The following is a 20,870-nucleotide window of genomic DNA, read 5'->3' as shown; positions in this document are numbered from 1 at the left end:
CCCGCCCGAACGCCCGGAGCACCCGAACGCCCGAAACGCCCGCACCCGCTGCCCGCCGAGACCGGGTGGCGGCTCGGCGGGCAGCGGGTGCGGGAGGCCTCACACGTCCCGTCGGCGGACCACGGTCACCGTCACCGCCATCGCCACAACCGCCCACACGCCCATGGTGATCCACGAGTCCAGCACGCTCGGTGCCCACTTGCTGATCGTGGTCGAGGAGTCGGGGTTGTAGGTCAGCCGGTTCGCGGTCTCCATCGGCAGGTGGGCGCCGATCTCGTGCAGCCAGCGGTAGCGGTCCCCGCCGAACATCAGCGGCAGGATGAAGAACAGCATCACCAGGGAGACGATCGAGGCGGTGGCGTGCCGCAGCACCGCGCCCAGCGCCATGCCGATCAGCGCGCAGACCGGCACGATCGCCGCGTAGCCGAGGACGGCCCGCAGGCTGACCCCTTCGGTGATGGAGAGCCCGACGTGCCGGGAGGCCAGCATGGCGTTGCAGGCGAAGAAGGACACCGTCGACACCACCGCCCCGGCCAGCGCGGTGATCCCACCGATCAGCAGCACCTTGGCGCCGATCACCCCGCGCCGGTCGGGCACGGCGGCGAAGGTGGTGCGGATCATGCCGGTGGTGTACTCGCCGAACACGGTGATCGCCCCGAGGCTGCCGGCCGCGACGGCCATCAGATCGCAGGCGATGAAGCTGAGGCTGTGGTACAGGGCGTCGTACCGGTAGGGGGGGAAGCCGGGCATCGGGGCCGGCGGGTGGTCGATGTACGTCAGGTCGCTGTGGACGGCGTTCAGGTTGATCACGATCGCCGTCAGCGAGGCCAGCGCCAGCACCCAGTACGTCGAGCGCAGTGAGCGCAGTTTGATCCACTCGGCGGCGAGCAGGTCGGTGAACCGGGGCGCCGGGTCGGTGGCGCGGGCGGCCTCGGTCCGGATCATGGTCATGGTGCTCATCGGGTCTCTCCAGCCAGGTACTCGACGCTGTCGGCGGTCAGGGACATGAACGCCGACTCCAGGGACGACGTCCGGGCGGCCAGCTCGTGCAGCACCAGCCCCTCCCGCAGGGCCAGTTCACCGATCCGTTCGACGGCCATCCCGGTGACGATGCCGAACTGCGGCTCCACCAAGCCGACTTCGGCCCCCTCGGCGCGCAGGGCCTCGGCCAGCCGGGGGAGTTCCGGCGCCCGGACGGCCACGCTCGACTCCGCGTGGCGGGCCGAGAACTCGACCAGGGACTCGTCGGCGATCAGCCGGCCGCGGCCGATCACCACCAGCCGGTCCGCGGTGTGCTCCATCTCGGCCATCATGTGGCTGGAGACGAAGACGGTACGGCCCTCGTCGGCGAGCCGGCGGAACAGCCCGCGCACCCAGAGCACGCCCTCCGGGTCCAGCCCGTTCAGCGGCTCGTCGAAGAGGAGGACGGGCGGGTCGCCGAGCAGGGCGCCGGCGATGCCCAGGCGCTGCTTCATGCCCAGCGAGTAGCCGCCGATCCGCCGCCCCGCGGCCTTGCCGAGGCCGACCTCGGCGAGCACCTCGTCCACCCGCCCGAGCGGGATCCGGTTGCTGCGGGCCAGCGCCGACAGGTGGGCCCGGGCGCTGCGCCCGCCGTGCACGTCGCTCGCGTCCAGCAGTGCGCCGACGTGCCGCAGGCCGCGCGCCCGGCCGGCGAAGGGCACGCCGTCGACGGTGACGGTGCCCTCGGTGGGGGTGTTGAGGCCCAGGATCATCCGCAGCGTGGTGGACTTGCCCGCGCCGTTGGGGCCCAGGAAGCCGGTGACGGTGCCCGGCCGGACGGTGAAGGTCAACTGGTCGACGGCCGTGGTGCCGCCGTACCGCTTGGTCAGTCGCTCGATCTCGATCACGGGGACAACGGTGCCGGTCGGGGCCGTAGTCGGGCATCGGGCGGCGGGACACAACCGCGGGCCGCCACCCCCGCCCCCGGGATTACTCCCGCGGGCCAATGCGCCGCCACCGCGCCCGCCGCTACCATCGCGTCATGATCACCGAACCCCGCCCGCCCCTGCTCAGGCGCCTGCCCGCGGGCGTGTGGGTGGCGGCGTTCTGGACGGCCATCGTGGTGTTCCGGTTCTTCACCCGGGCCGACGAGTTGCACCACCTCTTCGACTACGACGGCAACACCGAGGACATGCCCCTGGTGGTCACCGCCGTGGTCACCACCCTGGTCGCCTTCCTGCTGGTCCGGCTGCCGCTGGCGGCCGTCGCGGCGGCGCTGGCGGGCGGCGTCTTCGCGCTCGGGATGTGGACGGTCGGGGCGACGTCGCCGGTGCAGTTCCTGATCGCCGAGGTGGTGGTCGGCTACTGCGTGGCCACTCGCTCCCGCCTGCTCTCGACGGTCGCGGTGGCGATGCCGCTGGCCGTGCTCGCCACGATGTACGCCTGGGGCACCGTCAACGACCACGTGGTGAACCCGTACGCCTTCCTGGGCCTCGCCGCCACCGTCCTGATCGCCTGGCTGATCGGCAACACCGTGCGCCAGAGCCGCGCCCACGCCGAGGCCCTGCGCGGCCGGGCCTCCGAGCAGGCCGTCACCGCCGAACGGCTGCGCATCGCCCGCGAGTTGCACGACATGGTGGCCCACAACATCGGCATCATCGCGATCCAGGCGGGGATGGGCAGCCGGGTCATGGACACCCAGCCCGCCGAGACCCGCAACGCGCTGGACGCCATCGAGGCCACCAGTCGGGAGACCCTGGCCGGGCTGCGCCGGATGCTCGGCGCGCTGCGGCAGGGCGACGGGGAGGCGGCGCCGCTCGAAGTCGCCCCCGGGCTGGACGAGTTGGACCGACTGGTGGAGCGGACGGCGGGCGCCGGGGTGCGGGTCGCGCTCACCCGGCGCGGCGAAGCCCGTGCGCTGCCGGCCGAGGTGGACCTCGCCGCCTTCCGGATCGTCCAGGAGTCGGTCACCAACGTGGTCAAGCACTCCGGAACCCGGGACTGCCACGTCACCGTCGAGTACGGCGCGGAACGGCTCGCCGTCACCGTCGTCGACCTGGGCGCGGGCACGGCCACCCCCACCCCCGGCACCGGCTACGGCCTGGCCGGCATGCGGGAGCGGGTCGCCCTGCTGCACGGCGAGTTCAGCGCCGGCCCGCGCCGCGAGGGCGGCTTCCGGGTCGCCGCCCTGCTGCCGATCCCGGCGGCACCGGTGGCACTCACTACGCCCGTAGTTCCTGCCGCACCGGCGGAGTCCACTACGCCCGTAGTGTCCGCCGCGCCCGCCGAATCCACTGCGCCCGTAGTGTCCGCCACGTCCACTACGCCCGCAGTACCCGCAACAGCCGCCGAATCCACTACGCCCGCAGTACCCGCAACAGCCGCCCTGGAGGTGGGACCGTGATCCGCGTCGTCCTGGTCGACGATCAGCCGCTCATCCGCACCGGCCTGCGGGTGCTGATCGCCGACGCCCCCGACCTGGAGGTGGTCGGCGAGGCCGGCAACGGCGCCGAGGCCGTCGAACTGGTCAGCCGACTGCGCCCGGACGTCGCCGTGATGGACATCCGGATGCCCGGCATGGACGGCATCGAGGCCACCCGCCGGATCCTCGCCGATCCGGAACTGCCCACCCAGGTCCTCGTCCTGACCACCTTCGACGACGACGACTACGTGTACGGCGCGCTGCGCGCCGGGGCGAGCGGCTTCCTGGTCAAGGACCTCGCCCTGGAGACCATCCTGGACGGCGTGCGGGTGGTCGCCGCCGGGGACGCCCTGCTCGCCCCCACCATCACCCGCCGCCTGATCGGCGAGTTCGCCGCCCGCCCGGAGGCGGCCGGCCGGCCCCGGAAGTCCGCCGAGGGCATCACCGAGCGCGAGCGCGAGGTGCTCACCCTGGTCGGCCGCGGCCTGTCCAACACCGAGATCGCCGAGGAACTCACCATCAGCGTGGCCACCGCCAAGGCGCACGTCGCCCGCCTGTTCACCAAGCTGGGTGCCCGGGACCGGGTCCACCTGGTCATCCACGCCTACGAGTTCGGCCTGGTCGCACCGTCCTGAGGCCCCCGGCCCGGGCCGAGAACCGCCCGGCCGGGACAGCGCGAAGCGCCGGGGCGGGTCCGCACAACCCGCCCCGGCGCCTCCACCCGCAACGGACCGTCAGGGCACGAGACCCCTCTGTCCCCTCGGATCCGCCGGATCAATCAGTCCCCGAGCCGCCCCACGCTGCTCAGGGAACGGTGGTCGGAGGGTGGTGCTCAGGGGACGATCGCGTGCGAGATCTGGCAGGAGCTGTTCACGTTCGACCAGGTCGACTGCATGGCGAACGAGCCGGTCGAGAAGGCCACGTTCTGCGCACCGCCGGTGCCGCCGACACCCTTCCAGGCGCACTTGTCGCCGTTCTCGGCGCCGGTGGAGTCGGTCCAACCCCCGGCCGGGTTCTGGTCGGTGACGGTCTCCGCGTACTCGTGGCCGTACACGATGGTCACGCCGTCCAGGGTGCCGGCGCTGCCGCTGTTGACGTAGCCCTGCCCGCAGGAGCTGCCCATGTCGGTCACGTACGGGTCGTTGCTGAACGCGATGTCACCGTACGGCGAGGGAGCCGCGCCGCCGGTCAGCGTGGTGTCGCCGTTCCAGTCGTGCCAGGCGCAGAAGTTGCCGCCGGTGGTGTTGAAGCCGTCCGGGTGGGTCCCGGTCGGCGAGAGCACCACGTACTGCGCGTTGCGGTTGGCGGCCGCGGTGGTGTTGCCGAAGTGTCCGGCGGCCTTCACGGCCTCGGCGGCGATCTGGTTGCCGGTGGCCTGGCCGGGGGCGGCGGCGGACTCGTCCACCCAGACGCCGGCCAGCGCGCCGCCGGTCGGGTAGCCGACGTGCGCGGCGGTCGATCCGCAGGTGGTGGAACCGGTGGAGACGCCCTGGCAGTACTGGGTCAGGACGCCGGACCAGAGCTCGCTGTTGGTGCCCAGGCCCTTGTACAGCTGCTGGGCGCGGACGGCCTCGCCGGACGGGTCGCCGGACATCGTGGTGTAGCCGTTGGCGTCGGTGCCCGCGGTGCCCCACTGGGAGCCCCAGATGACGACGTAGACCTTCGGGGCGCCGGTGGTGACGCCGATGCCGTCGACCCCGCCGCCGAACTTCAGGTTCGTCGTGCGGGCGGTGGCGGCGGAGTTCGCATTGGCGTGCGCGGCGGCCTCCTTGGTGGGAACGGTGCCGTGCCGGTACGGGTGGGAGTTGCCGGCGAACTCGCTGCCCGGCTGGTCGGCTTGGGCGGCCGGAGCGGCGGCGAATCCGGTGGCGGCCAGCGCCAGCGCGCTGAGCCCGGTCAGGGCCCGGACCCGCGTCCGGCGGGAGGTGGGGGACATGCCCATCGTGAGGGTTCCTCTCTGCATGCCGACCGCGCACCGGTAGGGCGCGGCGACACTGTGGGGGGACGACTGGGGAGGAGCGACGACGGCAGGCCGGAGGTCGCCGACCGTTCGTCATGAACAGTCAGCGAAGCGGGGATGGGGGACCGGTTCGCCGTCGGGGTCCGAAGCAAACCAGAGCAGCTGAAACCGGGTCAACGAGGGCAAGAGTAAGACCAACGCCAAGGGCGGCCCCGGAAAACGTATAGAACGCCAAAAGCCCCCAGCTGGCGACTCGTTGATGCGCGTAGCGCAGGCGAATCTCAACAGTTGAGGGGAGGTTCTACACCGTATGGCCCGCTACCGCATGGGCCGCGGCGGCCGTGCGCCGCCGCCGCCCGTTCCGCGACCGGTCAGCGGTTCACGCCGTCGGGGTCTCGATCTCGGCGATCCGCATGATCCGCCCGTGGGAGTCCAGCACCACGTCGTAGGCGTTGCCGTCGCAGGCGTACGGGTCGGCGGGGTCGCGCTCGGCGAGGCAGTCGTTGAGGTGGGTGACCAGGTCGTCGAGCCGGACGGGCTTGGCGGAGTCCCGGTGCGGGCGGTCGACCAGGGTGGCGGTGACGCCGGCGGCGGCGAAGCCGTAGTGGACGGGGGAGCCGGTGGCCTCGTAGCGCGGCGGGGTGCAGGCGAAGCGGGCGGGCTGGGCGGTGAGTTCGGCGGGGCCGGCGGCGACCACGATCAGCACCTGGTGGCCGGGGTCCGGCGCCGGGGCGGTGCACTCCGGATCGGCGGAGGGGTCGGCGGCGGCGGGGCCGGTGCCCGAGGGGCCGGTGCCCGAGGGGTCGGCGGCCGAGGGGTCGGCGTCGGAGGGCGCGGCGACGGTACCCGCGGTGGGGTACGTCCCGTCGTCGGCGAAGTCGTCATCGTCGTCGAGCAGCGGGTCGTCCAGGCCGTCGTCGGCGAGGGCCGCGGCCGAGGAGGCGGCGGCGACCGTCGGCCGGGAGTCGGCGGGCGTGCAGCCGGTGAGGCCGACGAGGGCGGTGCCGGTCAGCACGGCGGCGGCGAGGAGGATGCGGGGCACGGCCATGGCACAAGTCTCCCCGGGTGGCGGTGGTGGTCGGTACCCGGGTACACGAGCGGTGCGCGCCGCACGGTTCCCGCCCCCGCCGGATGTGCGGATCCGGCAGGGGCGGGAGGTCTCAGGGGGAGCGAGAGGCCTGCGGTGGACGGGCCGTCAGACGGCGACCGGCCGCTGCGCCTCGTACGCCTCGCGCACCCGGGCCTGCGCGTCCGCGCCCACGCCCAGGTGGTCGAGCCCGAGCAGCGCCGCGCCCAGCACCGGCGGCGCGACGACCACCCGCGGCTCGGCCAGCGGCGCGGCCTCCGCCAGTCGCGCCGTCACGTTGTCGAGCAGCAGCGGCTGCCGGGAGGCGAGCACCCCGCCGCCGAGCACCACCGGGGTCGGCGAGCCCAGCAGGTCCAGCCGGCCGAGGGCGACGGCGGCCAGCCGGACGATCTCGTCGGCCTGGCGGTCGATCAACTCCAGGGCGACGGCGTCCCTCTCGCCCGCGACCGCGAACAGCACCCGGACGATCTCGTGCAGCCGGGTGCCCGGCAGGTGCCCGAGGTGGACGGCCTCGGCGACGGCGCCGGCGCTGGGCAGGCCGAAGTGTTCGGCGATGGCGCGGGCCAGGCCGGTCGGCCCGCCCCGCCCGTCCTCCGCGCGCACCGCGTGCCACATGCTGGTGATGGCGAGTCCGGAGCCGCCGCCCCAGTCGCCGGTGAGTTCGCCCAGGGCGGGGAAGCGGGCGGTGCGCCCGTCCGGCAGCAGGCCCACGCAGTTGATCCCGGCGCCGCAGACCACCGCGACCCCGCGCGGGCCGTCGGTGCCGGCCCGCAGCAGGCCGAAGGTGTCGTTGACGACGGTGTTGCTGAGGCCCCAGGGGTGCGATTCGAGGGCGGCGCGCAGCGCCTCCTCCTCGACCGGCAGGTCGGCGTTGGCCAGGCAGGCGCTGACGTGGCTGGTGAGCACGCCGCCGGCGGCGGGGAGGCCGGCCGCCGCGGCGGCTTGCTCGACCAGTGGGGCGAGGCCGGCCACGGCGGCGGCGCCGCCGATCTTCTGGGGGGCGAAGCCGCCGCCGCGGGCGGTGCCGCGGACGGTGCCGTCGGCGCCGATCAGGGCGACGTCGGTCTTGGAGTTGCCCGCGTCGATGGCGAGGACGCCGGACAGGAGTGGTTCGGGCTGGTGGGTCATTCAGGTCCCCGCGGCTCGTACGTGGCCCGGCCGCAAGCCCCGGCCGGGGGCCGGGCCCTCCCAGAGGGCCCGGCTAGGGCGCTAGGGCCCGTCTTCGAACTCCCGTCTGCGGGCCGCCGCCGGGGCACGCACCTCGCCGCGTTGTCGTCGGTCGCCAATGCGCTGCATTGGGCTTCCTCCTCCGCCTTGCGATGCACGCACCCCAACGCCGCCCCGCCCGCCCTCCGGGCGAACGACGGGAGTTCGAAGACAGGCCCTAGGGCCCGGGTCCGCCTAGGCCCAGGCGAGGTGCTCGCGGTTGTGGGCGAGCAGCCGGTCCGTGAGCCGGTCGGCGAGTTCGATCTGGCCGACCAGCGGGTGGGCGAGCAGGGCGTCGAAGACCCGGTCGCGTCCGCCGCGCAGGGCGGCGTCGAGGGCGAGGTGCTCGTACGAGGTGACGGCGGCGATGAGTCCGGCGTACAGCGGTTCGACCGGCCGCTGCGGCAGCGGCCGTACGCCCCGGGCGTCGACCTCGGCCGGCACCTCGATGACGGCGTCGTCCGGCAGGAACGGCAGCACCCCGTCGTTGCGGGTGTTCACCACCTGGACGGACGTCCCGCCGCCGGTCCCGAGCAGGGAGGCGATCAGCTGGACGGCGGCCTCCGAGTAGAAGGCCCCGCCGCGCTGCCCGAGCAGCTCGGGCTTGGTGTCCAGCGTGGGGTCGGCGTACAGCTCCAGCAGCTGCCGCTCGATCTCGGCGACCTGCGCGGCCCGCGAGCCCTGCGCCTTGAGCTCCTCGACGACCGCGTCGTGCTGGTAGAAGTACCGCAGGTAGTAGGAGGGCACCACGCCGAGCCGCTGCACGAGGGCCTGCGGCAGGTGGAGGTCGTCGGCGATCTCCTTGCCGTGCGAGGCGAGCAGCTCCGGCAGCACCTCCCGCCCGCCGGCCGCGCCGGGGGAGTCGAGCAGGGTCACCCCGCGTTCCCAGGTGAGGTGGTTGAGCCCGACGTGGTCCAGCCGGACCAGCTCCGGGGCCACCCCCAGGTGGGCGGCGAACTTGCGCTGGAAGCCGATGGCGACGTTGCACAGTCCGACGGCCTTGTGCCCGGCGTCCTGCAGGGCGCGGGTGACGATGCCGACCGGGTTGGTGAAGTCGACGATCCAGGCGTCCGGGTTGGTCCGCCGGACCTGCTCGGCGATGTCCAGCACCACCGGGACGGTGCGCAGCGCCTTGGCGAGCCCGCCCGCGCCGGTGGTCTCCTGGCCGACGCAGCCGCACTCCAGCGGCCAGGTCTCGTCCTGGTTGCGCGCGGCCTGGCCGCCGACCCGCAGCTGGAGCAGGACGGCGTCGGCGTCGGCGATGCCGGCCACCAGGTCGGTGGTGACGGTGACCACCGCCGGGTGCCCCTGCTTGGCGAAGATCCGCCGGGCGAGGCCGCCGACCAGCTCCAGCCGCTCGGCGGCCGGGTCGATCAGCACCAGTTCGCCGATCGGCAGGCTGTCGCGCAGCCGGGCGAAGCCGTCGATCAGTTCCGGTGTGTACGTCGAACCTCCGCCGACGATGGCCAACTTGAGACTGGTAACGGAGGACATCAGCCCTTGACCCCTGTCAGTGTCACGCCTTCGATGAAGGCCTTCTGCGCGAAGAAGAAGAGGATGATCACCGGCGCCATCACCAGCAGGGTGGCGGCCATGGTGAGGTTCCAGTTGGTGTGGTGGGCGGCCTTGAACGACTCCAGGCCGTAACTGAGCGTCCAGGCCTCGTGGTTGTTGCTGGCGTAGATCTGCGGGCCGAAGTAGTCGTTCCAGCAGTAGAAGAACTGGAACAGGGCGACGGCGGCGATGGCCGGCTTGGCCATCGGCAGCACGACCCGCAGCAGGGTGCGCAGGTCGCCGCAGCCGTCGATCCGGGCGGCTTCGAGGTACTCCTTGGGGATGGTCATCAGGAACTGGCGCAGCAGGAAGATCGAGAACGCGTCGCCGAAGGCCATCGGGATGATCAGCGGCCAGAGCGAGCCGCCGAGGCCCATCTGCTTGGCCCAGAACAGGTACATCGGGATGACGGTGACCTGCGGCGGCAGCATCATCATCGCGATGACCGCCATCAGGGCCAGGTTGCGGCCGCGGAAGCGGAACTTGGCGAGGGCGTAGGCGACCGGCAGGCTGGAGACGACGGTCAGCAGGGTGCCGGCGCCCGCGTACACCAGGGTGTTGCGCCACCAGGTGAGGAAGCCGGGGGTGTCCCAGACCTGGGTGTAGTTGCCCCAGTTCCAGGAGGTGGGCCAGTAGTCGGTGGTGAGTGCCTGCTGGTCGTTCATCACCGAAGTGAGGAAGACGAAGACGAAGGGCAGCAGGAAGAACAGCGCGGCGGCGATGGCCAGCGAGTGCACGGCCACCCAGTTGAGCAGCGCGCGGCGCCGGGCGGTCCGGGCGGCGGCGGTGCCGGTGGCGGTACGGGCCGGCGGCTTGGTCAGGGTGGAGCTGAGAGTCATGACGGAGTCCTCATCGTCCTCATCGATCCGCTAGTCGTCGCTCGTCTAGTCGTCGCTGGCCATGAAGCCGGACTTGCGGCGGAGCAGGATCGAGGTGACGGCCATCGAGATGGCGAACAGCACCAGGGCGACGACGCAGGCCGCGCCGTAGTTGAAGCGCTGGAAGCCGAGGTTGTAGACCATCTGCGGCAGGGTCCAGGTGGAACCCTGCGGGTAGCCGGGCTCGAACTGCTGGCCGGAGTTGCCGGCGATGCCGCTGGCGACCTTCCCGGCCACGATCGCCTGGGTGTAGTACTGCATGGTCTGGATGACCCCGGTGACCACCGCGAACATGATGATCGGGGAGATGTTCGGCAGCGTGACGTACCGGAACCGCTGGAACGGGCCGGCACCGTCCAGCTCGGCCGCCTCGTACTGCTCCTTGGGGACGTCCAGCAGCGAGGCCATGAAGATGACCATCAGGTCGCCGATGCCCCACATGGCGAGCAGGGTGAGCGCGGGCTTGGACCAGCTCGGGTCGGCGAACCAGCCGGGCTGGGGCAGCCCCAGCTCGCCGAGCAGGTGGTTGAGCGGCCCGGTGCCGGGGTTGAGCAGGAAGGCGAAGGCCACCGTGGCGGCCACCGGCGGGGCCAGGTACGGCAGGTAGAAGACCGTGCGGAAGAAGCCGGCCCCGGTCTTGACCTTGGTGATCAGCAGCCCGATGCCGAGGCCGAAGGCGACCCGCAGGGTCACCATGATCAGCACCAGCCACAGGGTGTTGCGCAGGCCCTGCCAGAAGGTCGGCAGCTGGTTGAGGACGTAGTCCCAGTTCTTCAGGCCGTTGAAGGTCGGCGCGCCGAAGCCGTTGTACTGGGTGAAGGAGAAGTAGGCGGTGGAGATCAGCGGGTAGACGAAGAAGACGCTGAAGCCGATCAGCCAGGGGGAGAGGAAGGCGAGGGTGCGGGCCGCCTCCCGGCGGCGCTTCCGGCGCAGCAGGTGCTGCGTGGAGGGCGCCGCCGGGTCGGCCGTCCCGGCGCCCTTGCGGGTGCCGAACGCGAGTGACATGGGGAGCTCCGAGGGCCGTCGCCGCTACTTCGCCTGGGCGATGTCGGTGTCGATCTGCTTGGCGGTGGCGGCCAGTCCGGCCTTCAGGTCGGTCTGCTTGCCGGACTCGTAGTCGTAGCCGAGGTTCTGCAGCGAGACGATGTACCCTCCGCCGTTGACGCTGGCCGGGGTGGTGCCGGAGTTCGGGTTCTTGGCGACGTCCAGGAAGGTCTTGAAGTTGGGGTCGCTGACCAGCTTCGGCGAGTTGAGCGCGTCGAAGGTGCTGGGCACGTTGTGGATCGCGTTGGCGAAGTTGACCACCGCGTCGGTGTCGGTGGTCAGGAACTTGACGAACTCCCAGGCCGCGGCCTGCTTCTTGCTGGTGCTCGCGATGCCGACGATGGTGCCGGTCTGGTAGCCGCGGCCGTAGCTGGCGGCCTGGTCGTCCGGCACCGGGAAGGGCGCGGTGGCCCAGTCGAAGTCGGGCTTGTTCTCGGCGAGCGAGGCGGTGCGCCACTCGCCGTCGATGGCCATCGCGACCTGGCCGGTGTGGAAGGGGTTCTTGGCGCTGAACTCCTCGCCGAAGGTGGCGCGGTACTTGTCCAGCTTGGCGTAGCCGCCGAGCTGGTCGACCATGCCCTTCTGCCAGTCGAGCATCGCGGCGACCTTCGGGTCGGCGGCGAGGTTCGACTTGCCGTCGGCGCCGAAGTAGGTGGCGCCGTACTGGCCGAGGAAGTGCTCGGTGGTGGACTCGTAGCCGTGGTACAGCGGCATGAAGCCGAGCTGCTTGTACGAGTCGCCGTCGGCGACGGTCAGCGCCTTGGCGTCCGCGGCGAACTCGCTGAAGGTCTTCGGCGGGGCCGTGATGCCGGCCGCGGCGAAGGCCTTCTTGTTGTAGTACAGCCCGTACGCGTCGCCGAGCAGCGGCAGCGAGCACTGGTTGCCCTGGAACTGGGTGTAGTCGAGCATCGCGGCCGGGAAGGTCTTGGCCGCGTCGATGCCGCTCTTCTGCAGCTGGGGCTTGAGGTCGATGAACGCCTTGGTCGAGCAGAACATGCCGACGTTGTTGGTGGTGAAGGAGGAGACCACGTCCGGGGCGTCGTCGCCGCCGGCCCGCAGGGCCTGGTTGACCTTGTCGTCCGCGACGTTGCCGACCGGCTTGACGTGGATGTTGGGGTGGGCCTTCTCGAAGGCGGCGATGGTGTCGTTGATCGCCTTCACCTCGTTGTCCTGGCTCCAGCCGTGCCAGAAGGTGATGGTGACGTCCTTGCCACTGGCGGAGTCGTCGCTGCCGCCCGACTCGCTGGAACCGGTGCAGGCGGAGGCGAGCAGGGCCAGGACGGCGCTGCCGGCGACGGCGGCGACCGTGCGGCGGCCTCTGCGGGAGGTGATGGGGTGCACTTCGAGGTCCTCCTGGGGGTGCGCGGGCAGGCGTCATTGCCTCGGGGCCCGCGTAGGGGTTGGGGGAGAGGTGGGTGCAGGTGACAGGGGGAGCGTCAGTGGGTGGAGCAGTGGGCGGAGCAGTGGGCGGATCAGTGGCGGATCATCGGGTGGCTCAGTAGGTGGAGAAGACCGCCTCGCGGGCGTCCGAGAGGGCGCGCTGCAGGGCACCGAGGAGGACGGGCGAGCCGGGCAGGGCACTGCTGCGGATCTCCGGCCGGGCGTGGCAGACCCGGGCCAGTTCGTCCGCGACGAGCGCGCGCAGACGTTCGCCGCCCGCGCTCGGGACCGCGCCGGAGAGGACCACCAACTGGGGGTCGATCACGGCGACGATCACGGACAGCCCGACGGCGAGCCGTCCGGCGAGTTCGGTGAGGAACGCGTCACCGGCGCCCGGGGTCTCCAGGGCCTTGGCGACCGACTCCTCGGCAGTGGGCGCGCCGAGCCCGTGCCCACGGGCCAGGGCCCGGACGGCGACGGCACCGACCTGGTCCTGGAAGCCGCCGAACTTGCGGCGCCGGGCGTCCCACTGGACCGGTGAGCCCGGTACCGGCATGTACCCGACCTCCCCGGCACCGCCGGTGAAGCCCCGGTGCAGCCGCCCGGCGATCACGACCGCGGCGCCGACCCCCGACTCGGCCCAGAGCAGGACGAAGTCCTCGAAGCCGGCCGCCGCACCGGAGGCCTGCTCGGCGACCGCGGCCAGGTTCACGTCGTTCTCGATCGACACCGGCGCGCCGATCGCGGCGGTCAGTTCCTCCACCAGCCGGGGGGAGTGCCAGCCGGGCAGGTGGGAGGCGTAGCGCAGCTTCCCGGTCACCGGGTCCGGAGCGCCGCCGACCCCGATCGCGACGGTCCGCAGGCTCCCCTCCGACAGCCCGGCGGCGCGCACCGCCTCGCCGACGACCGCGGCCACGTGCGCCACCATCCCGGCCGCCGGGACGCCCTTGCTGGACACGCTGTGCTCGACGAGCGTGCCACCGGTGATGTCGGCGACGGCGACCCGGACCCCACTGGTGGTGACGTCCACCCCGGCGACGTACCCGGCGGCCGGATTCACCTGGTACAGCTGCGCGTTGGGCCCCGGCCCACCCTCCGTGGTGCCCACCGGCACCACCAGCCCGGCCGTCTCCAGCCGGGACAGCAACTGCGAGGCGGTGGGCTTGGACAGCCCGGTCAGGCTGCCGATCTGAGTGCGGGACAGCGGCCCGTTCTCCAACAGCAGTTCGAGCGCGGCGCGGTCGTTGATCGCGCGCAACAGACTGGGGGTGCCGGCGAGGGGAGCCTTGGCGGTGCTCTTGGTCATGCCCGGAATCCTCCCCTCCCGACTGATGGACCGGAACTGTTAGGAAACTTTCCAGTCGCTTGCCACAGGACCGTACGGTCCCCGTCAGCGGAGTGTCAATGGCCGGCCCCCCGGAGGATGCCGAAGCGTTACCGGCCCCCGCAGACCCCCGAAGGCCCCCGCCCCCACGCAAGGGGGGCCGGGCTCACGCTCGCCCGGCCCCCGAAAGAGCCCCCAGGAAGAGAAACGGGAGGAGAAAAACGTCAGGCCCCTGTGCAGGAAGTCGGCCTGGCCGACTTCCTGCGCACATGACGGAAAAGCCGCTGGTCAACCCACCTGCACTGCTGTGGCGGATTCGCCGAATGGGCAGGGCCGGTCAGCCGGTCGGCTCGGAGAAGACCCGGGCCAGCAGGGCCTGGAGGGCGTGGCGGTCCTCGTCGTCCAGCTGTTCCAGCCCGGTGAGGCCCGACATCATGTCGGCGCGGATCCGGCGGACGGTCTCCTCGCCCTCCTCGGTCAGCAGCACGTTCTTGACCCGCCGGTCGGCCGGGTCGACCTCGCGGCGGACCAGCCCGCGGGCCTCCAGGCGGTCGACGATCCCGGTGACGTTGGAGGCGTCGCAGGCGAGCAGGTCGGCGAGGGTGCGCATGGGCCTCGGCTCCCGGAGCAGGCTGAGCGTCTTGCCCTGCATCAGGGTGAGGCCGCGCTCGGCCGCCATCGCGGCGAAGTTCCGGTAGTAGGCCGCAGCGGCCCGCGCCAGCTGGTCCATGAGCTGGACGGACGTGGGGGTGCCCATGGGGGCGGACGTGGACGGGCCGGCGGGCTGCTGCATGACTCGAGTGTAAGCGAGATTGCTTGACATCCTCAATCATTCAGGTCTACCTTCGACCTATTGCTTGATGACATCAACTATCTAGGTCTTCAAGCCTCAGGCCCGGTCCCGCACCTCCGCGCGGCGGGCCCTCCCCGGAAGGACCCCCCTGATGAGCCACGCCCCTGCTGTCGGCCCGCCGAAACGCGGCAGCACCCCCCTGATCATGGCGCTCGGCCTGGCCGCGATGGTGGTGGCGATGGCGCAGACCCAGGTCGTCCCGATCCTCGCGCTGCTGCAGAAGGACCTGCACACCGGCGCCGCCGGCGTCAGCTGGGTGACGACCGCCGCGCTGCTCTCGGCGGCCGTCTTCACCCCGCTGCTGGGCCGGGTCGGCGACCAGTACGGCAAGAAGCGCACGCTGCTCGCGGTGCTCGGCGTGATGGTGGTCGGCTCGGTGATCGCCGCCACCACCACCTCGCTGGCCCTCCTGATCGTCGGCCGGGTCCTCCAGGGCTCCGCCACCGCGATCTTCCCGCTCGCCCTCTCGGTGATCCGCGACGAAGTGCCGCACGAGAAGCTGCACGGCGCGATGGCGCTGGTCAGCGGCACGCTGGCGTTCGGCAGCGGCCTCTCGCTGGTGGCCACCGGGCTGCTCACCCAGGGCGCCCACCCCGACTACCACCTGGTCTTCTGGTTCTCCACCGCGCTGACCGTCCTCGCCCTGGCCGCCGTCGCGTTCGTCGTCCCGCACGGCGGTTCGCCCGCCGGGGGCCGGATCGACGTCCTGGGCGCCCTCACCCTGGCCGTCTTCCTGGTCCTGCTGCTGCTCGGCATCTCCCAGGGCCACGAGTGGGGCTGGTCCTCCGCCCGCACGCTGGGCTCGCTGGGCGGGTCCGTCGTGGTCGCCGCGCTCTGGGTGCTGGTCGAGCGGCGGGTGGCCAACCCGCTGGTGGACATGCGGATGTTCGTCCACCGCCAGGTGCTCTTCACCAACCTGGCCGGACTCTTCGTCGGCTTCGCCTCCTTCGCGCAGTTCATCGGCATCTCGTACCTGGTCCAGATGCCCGGACGGCTCACCGGCTACGGCTTCACCGCCTCGGTGCTGCGGGCCTCCGTCGAGTACCTGCTGCCCAGCGCCCTGATCGCGCTGGCGGCGGCCCCGGTCGGCGGCCGGCTGGTCCGCCGGATCGGCGCCCGCTCCACCCTCGGGGTGGGCGCGCTGATCGGCGTCGCGGGCTTCGCCTGGCTCGCCTTCGGCCACGGCGCCGAGGGCTCGGTGATCACGGCCGGCATGCTCACCGGCATCGCGATCTCCTTCGGCTACGCCGCGATGCCCGCGCTGATCGCGGCCAGCGTGCCGCTGCACCAGACCGGCATCGCCAACGGCATCAACTCCATCTCCCGGTCGGTCGGCAGCTCGATCGCCAGCGCCGTGGTGACCTCGCTGCTCGCCTCCAAGGTGATCGATTACCCGGCGATCGGCGCGGCGCTCCCCGCCGAGAGCCAGTTCACGGTCAGCTTCGTCCTGGCCGCCGTGGCGCTGCTGCTGGCCGCGGCGGTCGCCTGGGCCGGGCTCAGCAGGCACCACCGGCCGCTCGCCGCCGCCCCCGCGCCGGCCGAGACCCCCGCGCCGGCCGAGGCCCCCGAAGCGGCGCCCTCCCACTCCTGACCGACTGACCGACTGACCGCCTGACCGCCTGACCGACTGACCGACTGACCGACCGTCGTCTTCCCTCCCGGAGCACCACATGACTTCCGTCCTCTTCGTCGTCACCGGCGCCACCCACTGGACCCTGGCCGACGGCACCGAGCACCCCACCGGCTTCTGGGCCGAGGAACTCGCCGAGCCCCACCGGATCTTCAGCGAGGCGGGCTACCGGATCACCGTCGCCACCCCCGGCGGCGCCCCCGCCACCGTCGACCGGGGCAGCCTGGCCGCCGAGGTCAACGGCGGCCAGGAGCAGGCCGACCGCCTCACCGCCTACCTCGCCTCGATCGGCGACGCGCTCCGGAGCCCGGTCGAGCTGTCCCGGATCGACCCCGACGCGTACGACCTGGTCTTCTACCCGGGCGGGCACGGCCCGATGGAGGACCTCGCGGTGGACGAAGTCTCCGGCCGGATCCTCACCCGCACCCTGGACTCGGGCAAGCCGCTGGGCGTCGTCTGCCACGCTCCCGCCGCGCTGCTCGCCGCCCGCCGCGAGGACGGCAGCTGGCCGTTCGCCGGCTACCGGATGACCGGCTTCACCAACGCCGAGGAGAGCGCCGTCGGGCTCGCCGCCAAGGCCGAGTGGCTGCTCCAGGACCGCCTGGTCGAGCTGGGCGCCGACTTCGCCGAGACCGCGCCGTTCACGCCGCACACGGTCATCGACCGCAACCTCTACACCGGCCAGAACCCGAGCTCCTCCGCCGCTCTGGCCCGTACGTTGGTCGACGCCGTCTCCACCGACCCGGCCACCGTGGTGGCGCGGCTGCGGAGCACCTTCGACACCGGCCGGACGAGGCCGCTCGCCTGGCGCCTCGCCCAGCTGGGCGCCCTGCGCGCGCTGCTCACCGAGCAGTCCGAGGAGTTCCTGGCCGCACTCCGGGCCGACCTGGGCAAGAGCGCGGCCGAGGCGTACCGGGGCGAGATCGGGTTCACCGTCAACGAGATCGACCACACGGTGGCCCATCTGGAGGAGTGGCTGGCCCCGGCGCCCGCCGCCGTCCCGGCCGCGTTCCTGCCCGCCGAGGCCCGCGTGGTCCGTGACCCGCTGGGCGTCGTGCTGGTCATCGCCCCGTGGAACTACCCGCTGCAGCTCGCCCTCGCCCCGCTGGTGGGCGCGCTGGCGGCCGGCAACACCGCCGTGGTCAAGCCCAGCGAGCTGACCCCGGCGACCTCCGCGGCGATGGCCCGGCTGCTGCCGCGCTACCTCGACCGGGAGACCGTGGCCGTCGTCGAGGGCGCCGTGGCGGAGACCACCGCACTGCTGGAGCAGCGCTTCGACCACATCTTCTACACCGGCAACGGCACGGTCGGGCGGATCGTCATGGCCGCTGCCGCCAAGCACCTCACCCCGGTCACCCTGGAGCTCGGTGGCAAGAGCCCCGCGGTGGTCGAGCCCGGCGCCGACCTGGCGGTCACCGCGCAGCGGATCGCCCGCGGCAAGTTCCAGAACGCCGGGCAGACCTGTGTCGCCCCCGACTACGTCCTCGCCATCGGCGACACCGCCACCGCGCTCGAAGCCGAACTGGCCACCGCGGTGGGCGCGCTGTACGGCGAGGACCCGGCGAGCAGCCCCGAGTACGGACGGATCGTCAACGAGCGCCACCACGACCGGCTCACCGCGCTGCTGGGCGACGGACGGGCCGTCACCGGCGGCGGCCACGACCGCTCCGCCCGCTACCTCGCCCCGACGGTCCTCGCCGACGTCTCCCCCGAGGCACCCGTGATGCAGGCGGAGATCTTCGGCCCGATCCTGCCGATCGTCACCGTGCCCGACCTCGACGCGGCGATCGCCTTCATCAACGAGCGGGACAAGCCGCTCGCCCTGTACGCCTTCACCGACTCCGAGCGGACCAAGCAGCGCCTGGCCCGGGAAACCTCCTCCGGCGGCCTCGTCTTCGGCCTGACCGTGTCCCACCTGGCCGTCCCCGAGCTGCCCTTCGGCGGGGTCGGCGAGAGCGGCATGGGCCGCTACCACGGGAAGTACTCGATCGACACGTTCAGCCACACCAAGGCGGTCCTGGACAAGCCCCTGGGCTGACCGCCGCCGACGGCGCCACCCGGCCCGGCCCGCATCCTGCCCGGCCCGCATCCTGCCCGGCCTGGCGCCACCCGGCCCGGCGCCACCCGGCCCGGCGCCACCCGGCCCGGCGCCACCCGGCCCGGCGCCACCCGGCCCGGTTCGGCCCCGCGAGGGCCGAGCCGGGCGCTGAACCGTTACGGCTTGGCCAGGTCGTCCGTCGGCGGCTTCGGCAGCGGGATCGGCTCCGCCGCCCGGTAGCGCGGCGAGGTCGGGTCGGCCAGGGCGGACGGCGGCGAGGGCTCCGCCGTCGTGATCGCCACCCCGGTGGCCACCGCCGCGGCCTCCTCCTTGACCTTGATGCCGGCCAGGTCGAAGGCCGTCTTCAGCCGCTGGCGCAGTGCCCGGGAGACCACCGGGGCCTTGCCCGGGGCCGTCCGGGCCTCGATCCGGACCATCACCGAGTCCGCCGCCACCGACTCCACGCCCAGGATCGACACCGGTGCCCAGACCAGCTCGTCGTACGGCGCCTCCTTGGACAGCTCCTCGGCGGTCTCCTGGATCAGGTCCTCGACCCGCTGGAGGTCCTCCTTGTACCCGACCTGGACGTCGACCGAGGCGGTCGCCCAGCCCTGGCTCATGTTGGCGATCCGCTTCACCTCGCCGTTGCGGATGTACCAGATCTCGCCGTTGCCCCCGCGCAGCTTGGTCACCCGCAGGCCGACCTCCAGCACGGTGCCGGTGGCCACCCCGGTGTCGATCTCGTCGCCGACGCCGTACTGGTCCTCCATGATCATGAAGACCCCGGAGAGGAAGTCCGTGACCAGGTTGCGGGCGCCGAAACCGATCGCCACACCCGCCACCCCGGCGCTCGCCAGCAGCGGCGCCAGGTTCATCCCGAGCGCGGAGAGCACCATCAGCGCGGCGGTGCCCAGGATGGTGAAGGACGCCATGCTGCGCAGCACCGAGCCGATCGCCTCCGAGCGCTGCTGGCGCCGCTCGGGGTTCACCACCCCGTGGTTGGCCAGCAGCCCGCCGAGCCGGCTCTCCTCCCGGTGGTCGTGGCTGCGCGTCATCCGCGCTATCAGCTGGGTGACCAGCTTGTTCACCACGGCCCGCAGGACCAGCGCCAGCAGGATGATCAGGACGATCCGCAGGCCGCCGGCCAGCCAGCTCTGCCAGTGGGTGTCGAACCAGCTGGCGGCCTGCTTGGTGGTGTCGGTGACCTCCTGCGCGCTGGTCGGGATGCGCAGCTGTGGCAGGTCCGGTGCGGTGGGCGAGGGGGCCGGCGTCGGGGTGGATAGCGTCGGGGACGCGTCGGTCGGACCGGTGGCGCCGGAGCGGAACACGTGCGGGGCCTTCCTTGCTGGGGGCGTGACCGGTCCGTGCCGCGCAGGCGGCCCGCGGACCGTGCGCGCTAGCCTATCCGGCACCGAACACCGGCCCGGACCGGCCGACCGGCGTGCGTCCCCGCCCGGACGCCCCGTCAACGCCCCGGTGCGCTCCCCCGGAGGAGCACCCCCGAGCCACCCCCGAGCCACCCCCGCACCACCGGCCACACCGCCCCCGGGCGGCCCCAGCCCGTCCGCCGTACGGCCCCCGGCGCTGCTCCGACCGGCCGAGCCGCACCCCCGGCCGGTCCGCCGTCCTCGCCCCGCTCCCGCCCCGGCCGCGCCCGGGTGCAACCGGACCTTCGCCCGGGCATACCGGGTATGACAGACACCACACCCGGAGTTCACGTCAGGTCCGTTACACAGGAGTGGTGGCGCCGTACGAAGGCGTAAGGCGACACTGGGGGAGATCACGCACTCGTTGCGCGATCCAACCGCTCGTCCCGGCGCGAGCCACGCGTCGCAGGCGTCCAAGGAGGCATCCGTGCCGCATGTCCTGGTCCTCAACGCGTCCTACGAGCCACTCGGCGTCGTATCGATGCGCCGCGCACTCATCCTGGTCCTCAACCACAAGGCGGTCAGCCTGGAGGACACGGGAGTCACTCTGCACAGCGCCACCAGCGCCCTTCCGGCGCCGTCCGTCGTCCGACTGACCCGCTTCGTCCGGGTCCCGTTCTGCGGGCCCGTCCCGCTCACCCGCCGGGCGCTGTTCGCCCGTGACCACGGCCGCTGCGTCTACTGCGGGGCCGCCGCCACCAGCGTCGACCACGTCATCCCGCGCAGCCGGGGCGGCCAGCACCGGTGGGACAACGTGGTGGCGGCCTGCCGCCGCTGCAACCACACCAAGGCCGACCGCCACCTGACCGAACTCGGCTGGCGGATGAAACGCCCACCGGCGCCGCCCAGCGGCCTCGCCTGGCGGATCATCGGCACCGGGATCAAGGACCCGCGCTGGCGGCCCTACCTGGAGCCCTACGGCGGCGGCGACCAACTGCGCGCCCCGCAGTGGGGCGAGTACGAGCACCACGACCATACGGAGTCGAGCCACTCCGTCCCGATCGGCCGGGCGCACACCGCCCACGCCGCCCACTCCGGCCCCGTCCGCCGCGGCGAGCAGCCCGAACCGCTCTCCGCCTGACCACAGCACCACAAGGGCCCGCCCGT

The 20,870-nt window shown here is 72.6% G+C and carries 16 protein-coding genes and 1 pseudogene; 5 read left to right on the top strand and 12 right to left on the bottom strand.

What is annotated here, in order from left to right; all coding sequences use genetic code 11:
- Window positions 1–99: 99 nt before the first annotated feature.
- Window positions 100–960, bottom strand: coding sequence for an ABC transporter permease (locus ACZ47G_RS19670; RefSeq protein WP_465744278.1), 861 nt, complete (start codon window positions 958–960; stop codon window positions 100–102).
- Complete coding sequence (locus ACZ47G_RS19665; RefSeq protein WP_465744276.1) at window positions 957–1,868, bottom strand: ABC transporter ATP-binding protein; 912 nt, start codon at window positions 1,866–1,868, stop codon at window positions 957–959. Before ACZ47G_RS19665 ends, ACZ47G_RS19670 begins: the two co-directional genes overlap by 4 nt.
- 134 nt (window positions 1,869–2,002) lie before the next feature.
- Here ACZ47G_RS19665 and ACZ47G_RS19660 point away from each other — a divergent pair, with 134 nt between their 5' ends.
- Complete coding sequence (locus ACZ47G_RS19660) at window positions 2,003–3,364, top strand: sensor histidine kinase (RefSeq protein WP_465744274.1); 1,362 nt, start codon at window positions 2,003–2,005, stop codon at window positions 3,362–3,364.
- Window positions 3,361–4,017, top strand: coding sequence for a response regulator (locus ACZ47G_RS19655; RefSeq protein ID WP_465744272.1), 657 nt, complete (start codon window positions 3,361–3,363; stop codon window positions 4,015–4,017). The genes ACZ47G_RS19660 and ACZ47G_RS19655 overlap by 4 nt, the downstream gene beginning before the upstream one ends.
- A 197-nt stretch (window positions 4,018–4,214) precedes the next feature.
- Here ACZ47G_RS19655 and ACZ47G_RS19650 read toward each other — a convergent pair whose 3' ends face one another.
- The 9 genes from ACZ47G_RS19650 to ACZ47G_RS19610 all read right to left on the bottom strand — a co-directional run bounded on the left by ACZ47G_RS19650 (window position 4,215) and on the right by ACZ47G_RS19610 (window position 14,608).
- The gene (locus ACZ47G_RS19650) at window positions 4,215–5,318 is read right to left on the bottom strand and encodes a hypothetical protein (protein ID WP_465744270.1); all 1,104 of its coding nucleotides are present in this window, start codon (window positions 5,316–5,318) and stop codon (window positions 4,215–4,217) included.
- Between the two features lie 403 nt (window positions 5,319–5,721).
- Window positions 5,722–6,390 carry a hypothetical protein gene (locus tag ACZ47G_RS19645; RefSeq protein ID WP_465744268.1) on the bottom strand — a complete coding sequence of 223 codons (669 nt, stop codon included), beginning with the start codon at window positions 6,388–6,390 and terminating at the stop codon, window positions 5,722–5,724.
- A gap of 147 nt (window positions 6,391–6,537) precedes the next feature.
- Window positions 6,538–7,557: an N-acetylglucosamine kinase gene (locus tag ACZ47G_RS19640; protein ID WP_465744266.1), complete on the bottom strand. Its 1,020-nt coding sequence runs from the start codon at window positions 7,555–7,557 to the stop codon at window positions 6,538–6,540.
- A gap of 273 nt (window positions 7,558–7,830) precedes the next feature.
- Window positions 7,831–9,129: a 6-phospho-beta-glucosidase gene (locus tag ACZ47G_RS19635; protein ID WP_465744264.1), complete on the bottom strand. Its 1,299-nt coding sequence runs from the start codon at window positions 9,127–9,129 to the stop codon at window positions 7,831–7,833.
- Complete coding sequence (locus ACZ47G_RS19630; protein WP_465744262.1) at window positions 9,129–10,028, bottom strand: carbohydrate ABC transporter permease; 900 nt, start codon at window positions 10,026–10,028, stop codon at window positions 9,129–9,131. The genes ACZ47G_RS19635 and ACZ47G_RS19630 overlap by 1 nt, the downstream gene beginning before the upstream one ends.
- A 45-nt stretch (window positions 10,029–10,073) precedes the next feature.
- On the bottom strand, window positions 10,074–11,072 hold the full coding sequence (locus tag ACZ47G_RS19625) for a carbohydrate ABC transporter permease (protein WP_465744260.1): 999 nt from the start codon (window positions 11,070–11,072) through the stop codon (window positions 10,074–10,076).
- A gap of 24 nt (window positions 11,073–11,096) precedes the next feature.
- Window positions 11,097–12,443, bottom strand: a complete 1,347-nt coding sequence (locus ACZ47G_RS19620; protein WP_465744416.1) for an ABC transporter substrate-binding protein — start codon at window positions 12,441–12,443, stop codon at window positions 11,097–11,099.
- Window positions 12,444–12,606: 163 nt separating this feature from the next.
- Window positions 12,607–13,797, bottom strand: a complete 1,191-nt coding sequence (locus ACZ47G_RS19615) for an ROK family transcriptional regulator (RefSeq protein ID WP_465744258.1) — start codon at window positions 13,795–13,797, stop codon at window positions 12,607–12,609.
- A 355-nt stretch (window positions 13,798–14,152) separates the two neighbouring features.
- Complete coding sequence (locus ACZ47G_RS19610; RefSeq protein WP_465744256.1) at window positions 14,153–14,608, bottom strand: MarR family winged helix-turn-helix transcriptional regulator; 456 nt, start codon at window positions 14,606–14,608, stop codon at window positions 14,153–14,155.
- A 151-nt stretch (window positions 14,609–14,759) separates the two neighbouring features.
- Between ACZ47G_RS19610 and ACZ47G_RS19605 the strand changes: the two genes are divergently transcribed.
- Window positions 14,760–16,259 carry an MFS transporter gene (locus tag ACZ47G_RS19605; protein WP_465744254.1) on the top strand — a complete coding sequence of 500 codons (1,500 nt, stop codon included), beginning with the start codon at window positions 14,760–14,762 and terminating at the stop codon, window positions 16,257–16,259.
- Between the two features lie 79 nt (window positions 16,260–16,338).
- On the top strand, window positions 16,339–18,336 hold the full coding sequence (locus ACZ47G_RS19600; protein ID WP_465744252.1) for an aldehyde dehydrogenase family protein: 1,998 nt from the start codon (window positions 16,339–16,341) through the stop codon (window positions 18,334–18,336).
- Between the two features lie 176 nt (window positions 18,337–18,512).
- On the opposite strand, the gene ACZ47G_RS19595 is transcribed toward ACZ47G_RS19600, so the two are convergent.
- A complete protein-coding gene (locus tag ACZ47G_RS19595) occupies window positions 18,513–19,664 on the bottom strand; it encodes a mechanosensitive ion channel family protein (protein WP_465744250.1) in 1,152 nt (383 codons plus the stop codon).
- 526 nt (window positions 19,665–20,190) lie between these two features.
- On the opposite strand from ACZ47G_RS19595, the pseudogene ACZ47G_RS19590 reads away from it, so the two are divergent.
- Window positions 20,191–20,694, top strand: a pseudogene (locus tag ACZ47G_RS19590) (HNH endonuclease); the annotation flags it as partial.
- Window positions 20,695–20,870: the final 176 nt, after the last annotated feature.

This window comes from Kitasatospora sp. NPDC030952 (assembly GCF_055571335.1).
The sequence above is the reverse complement of the archived record's forward strand: the minus strand, read 5'-3'. Positions and strand labels throughout refer to the sequence as shown.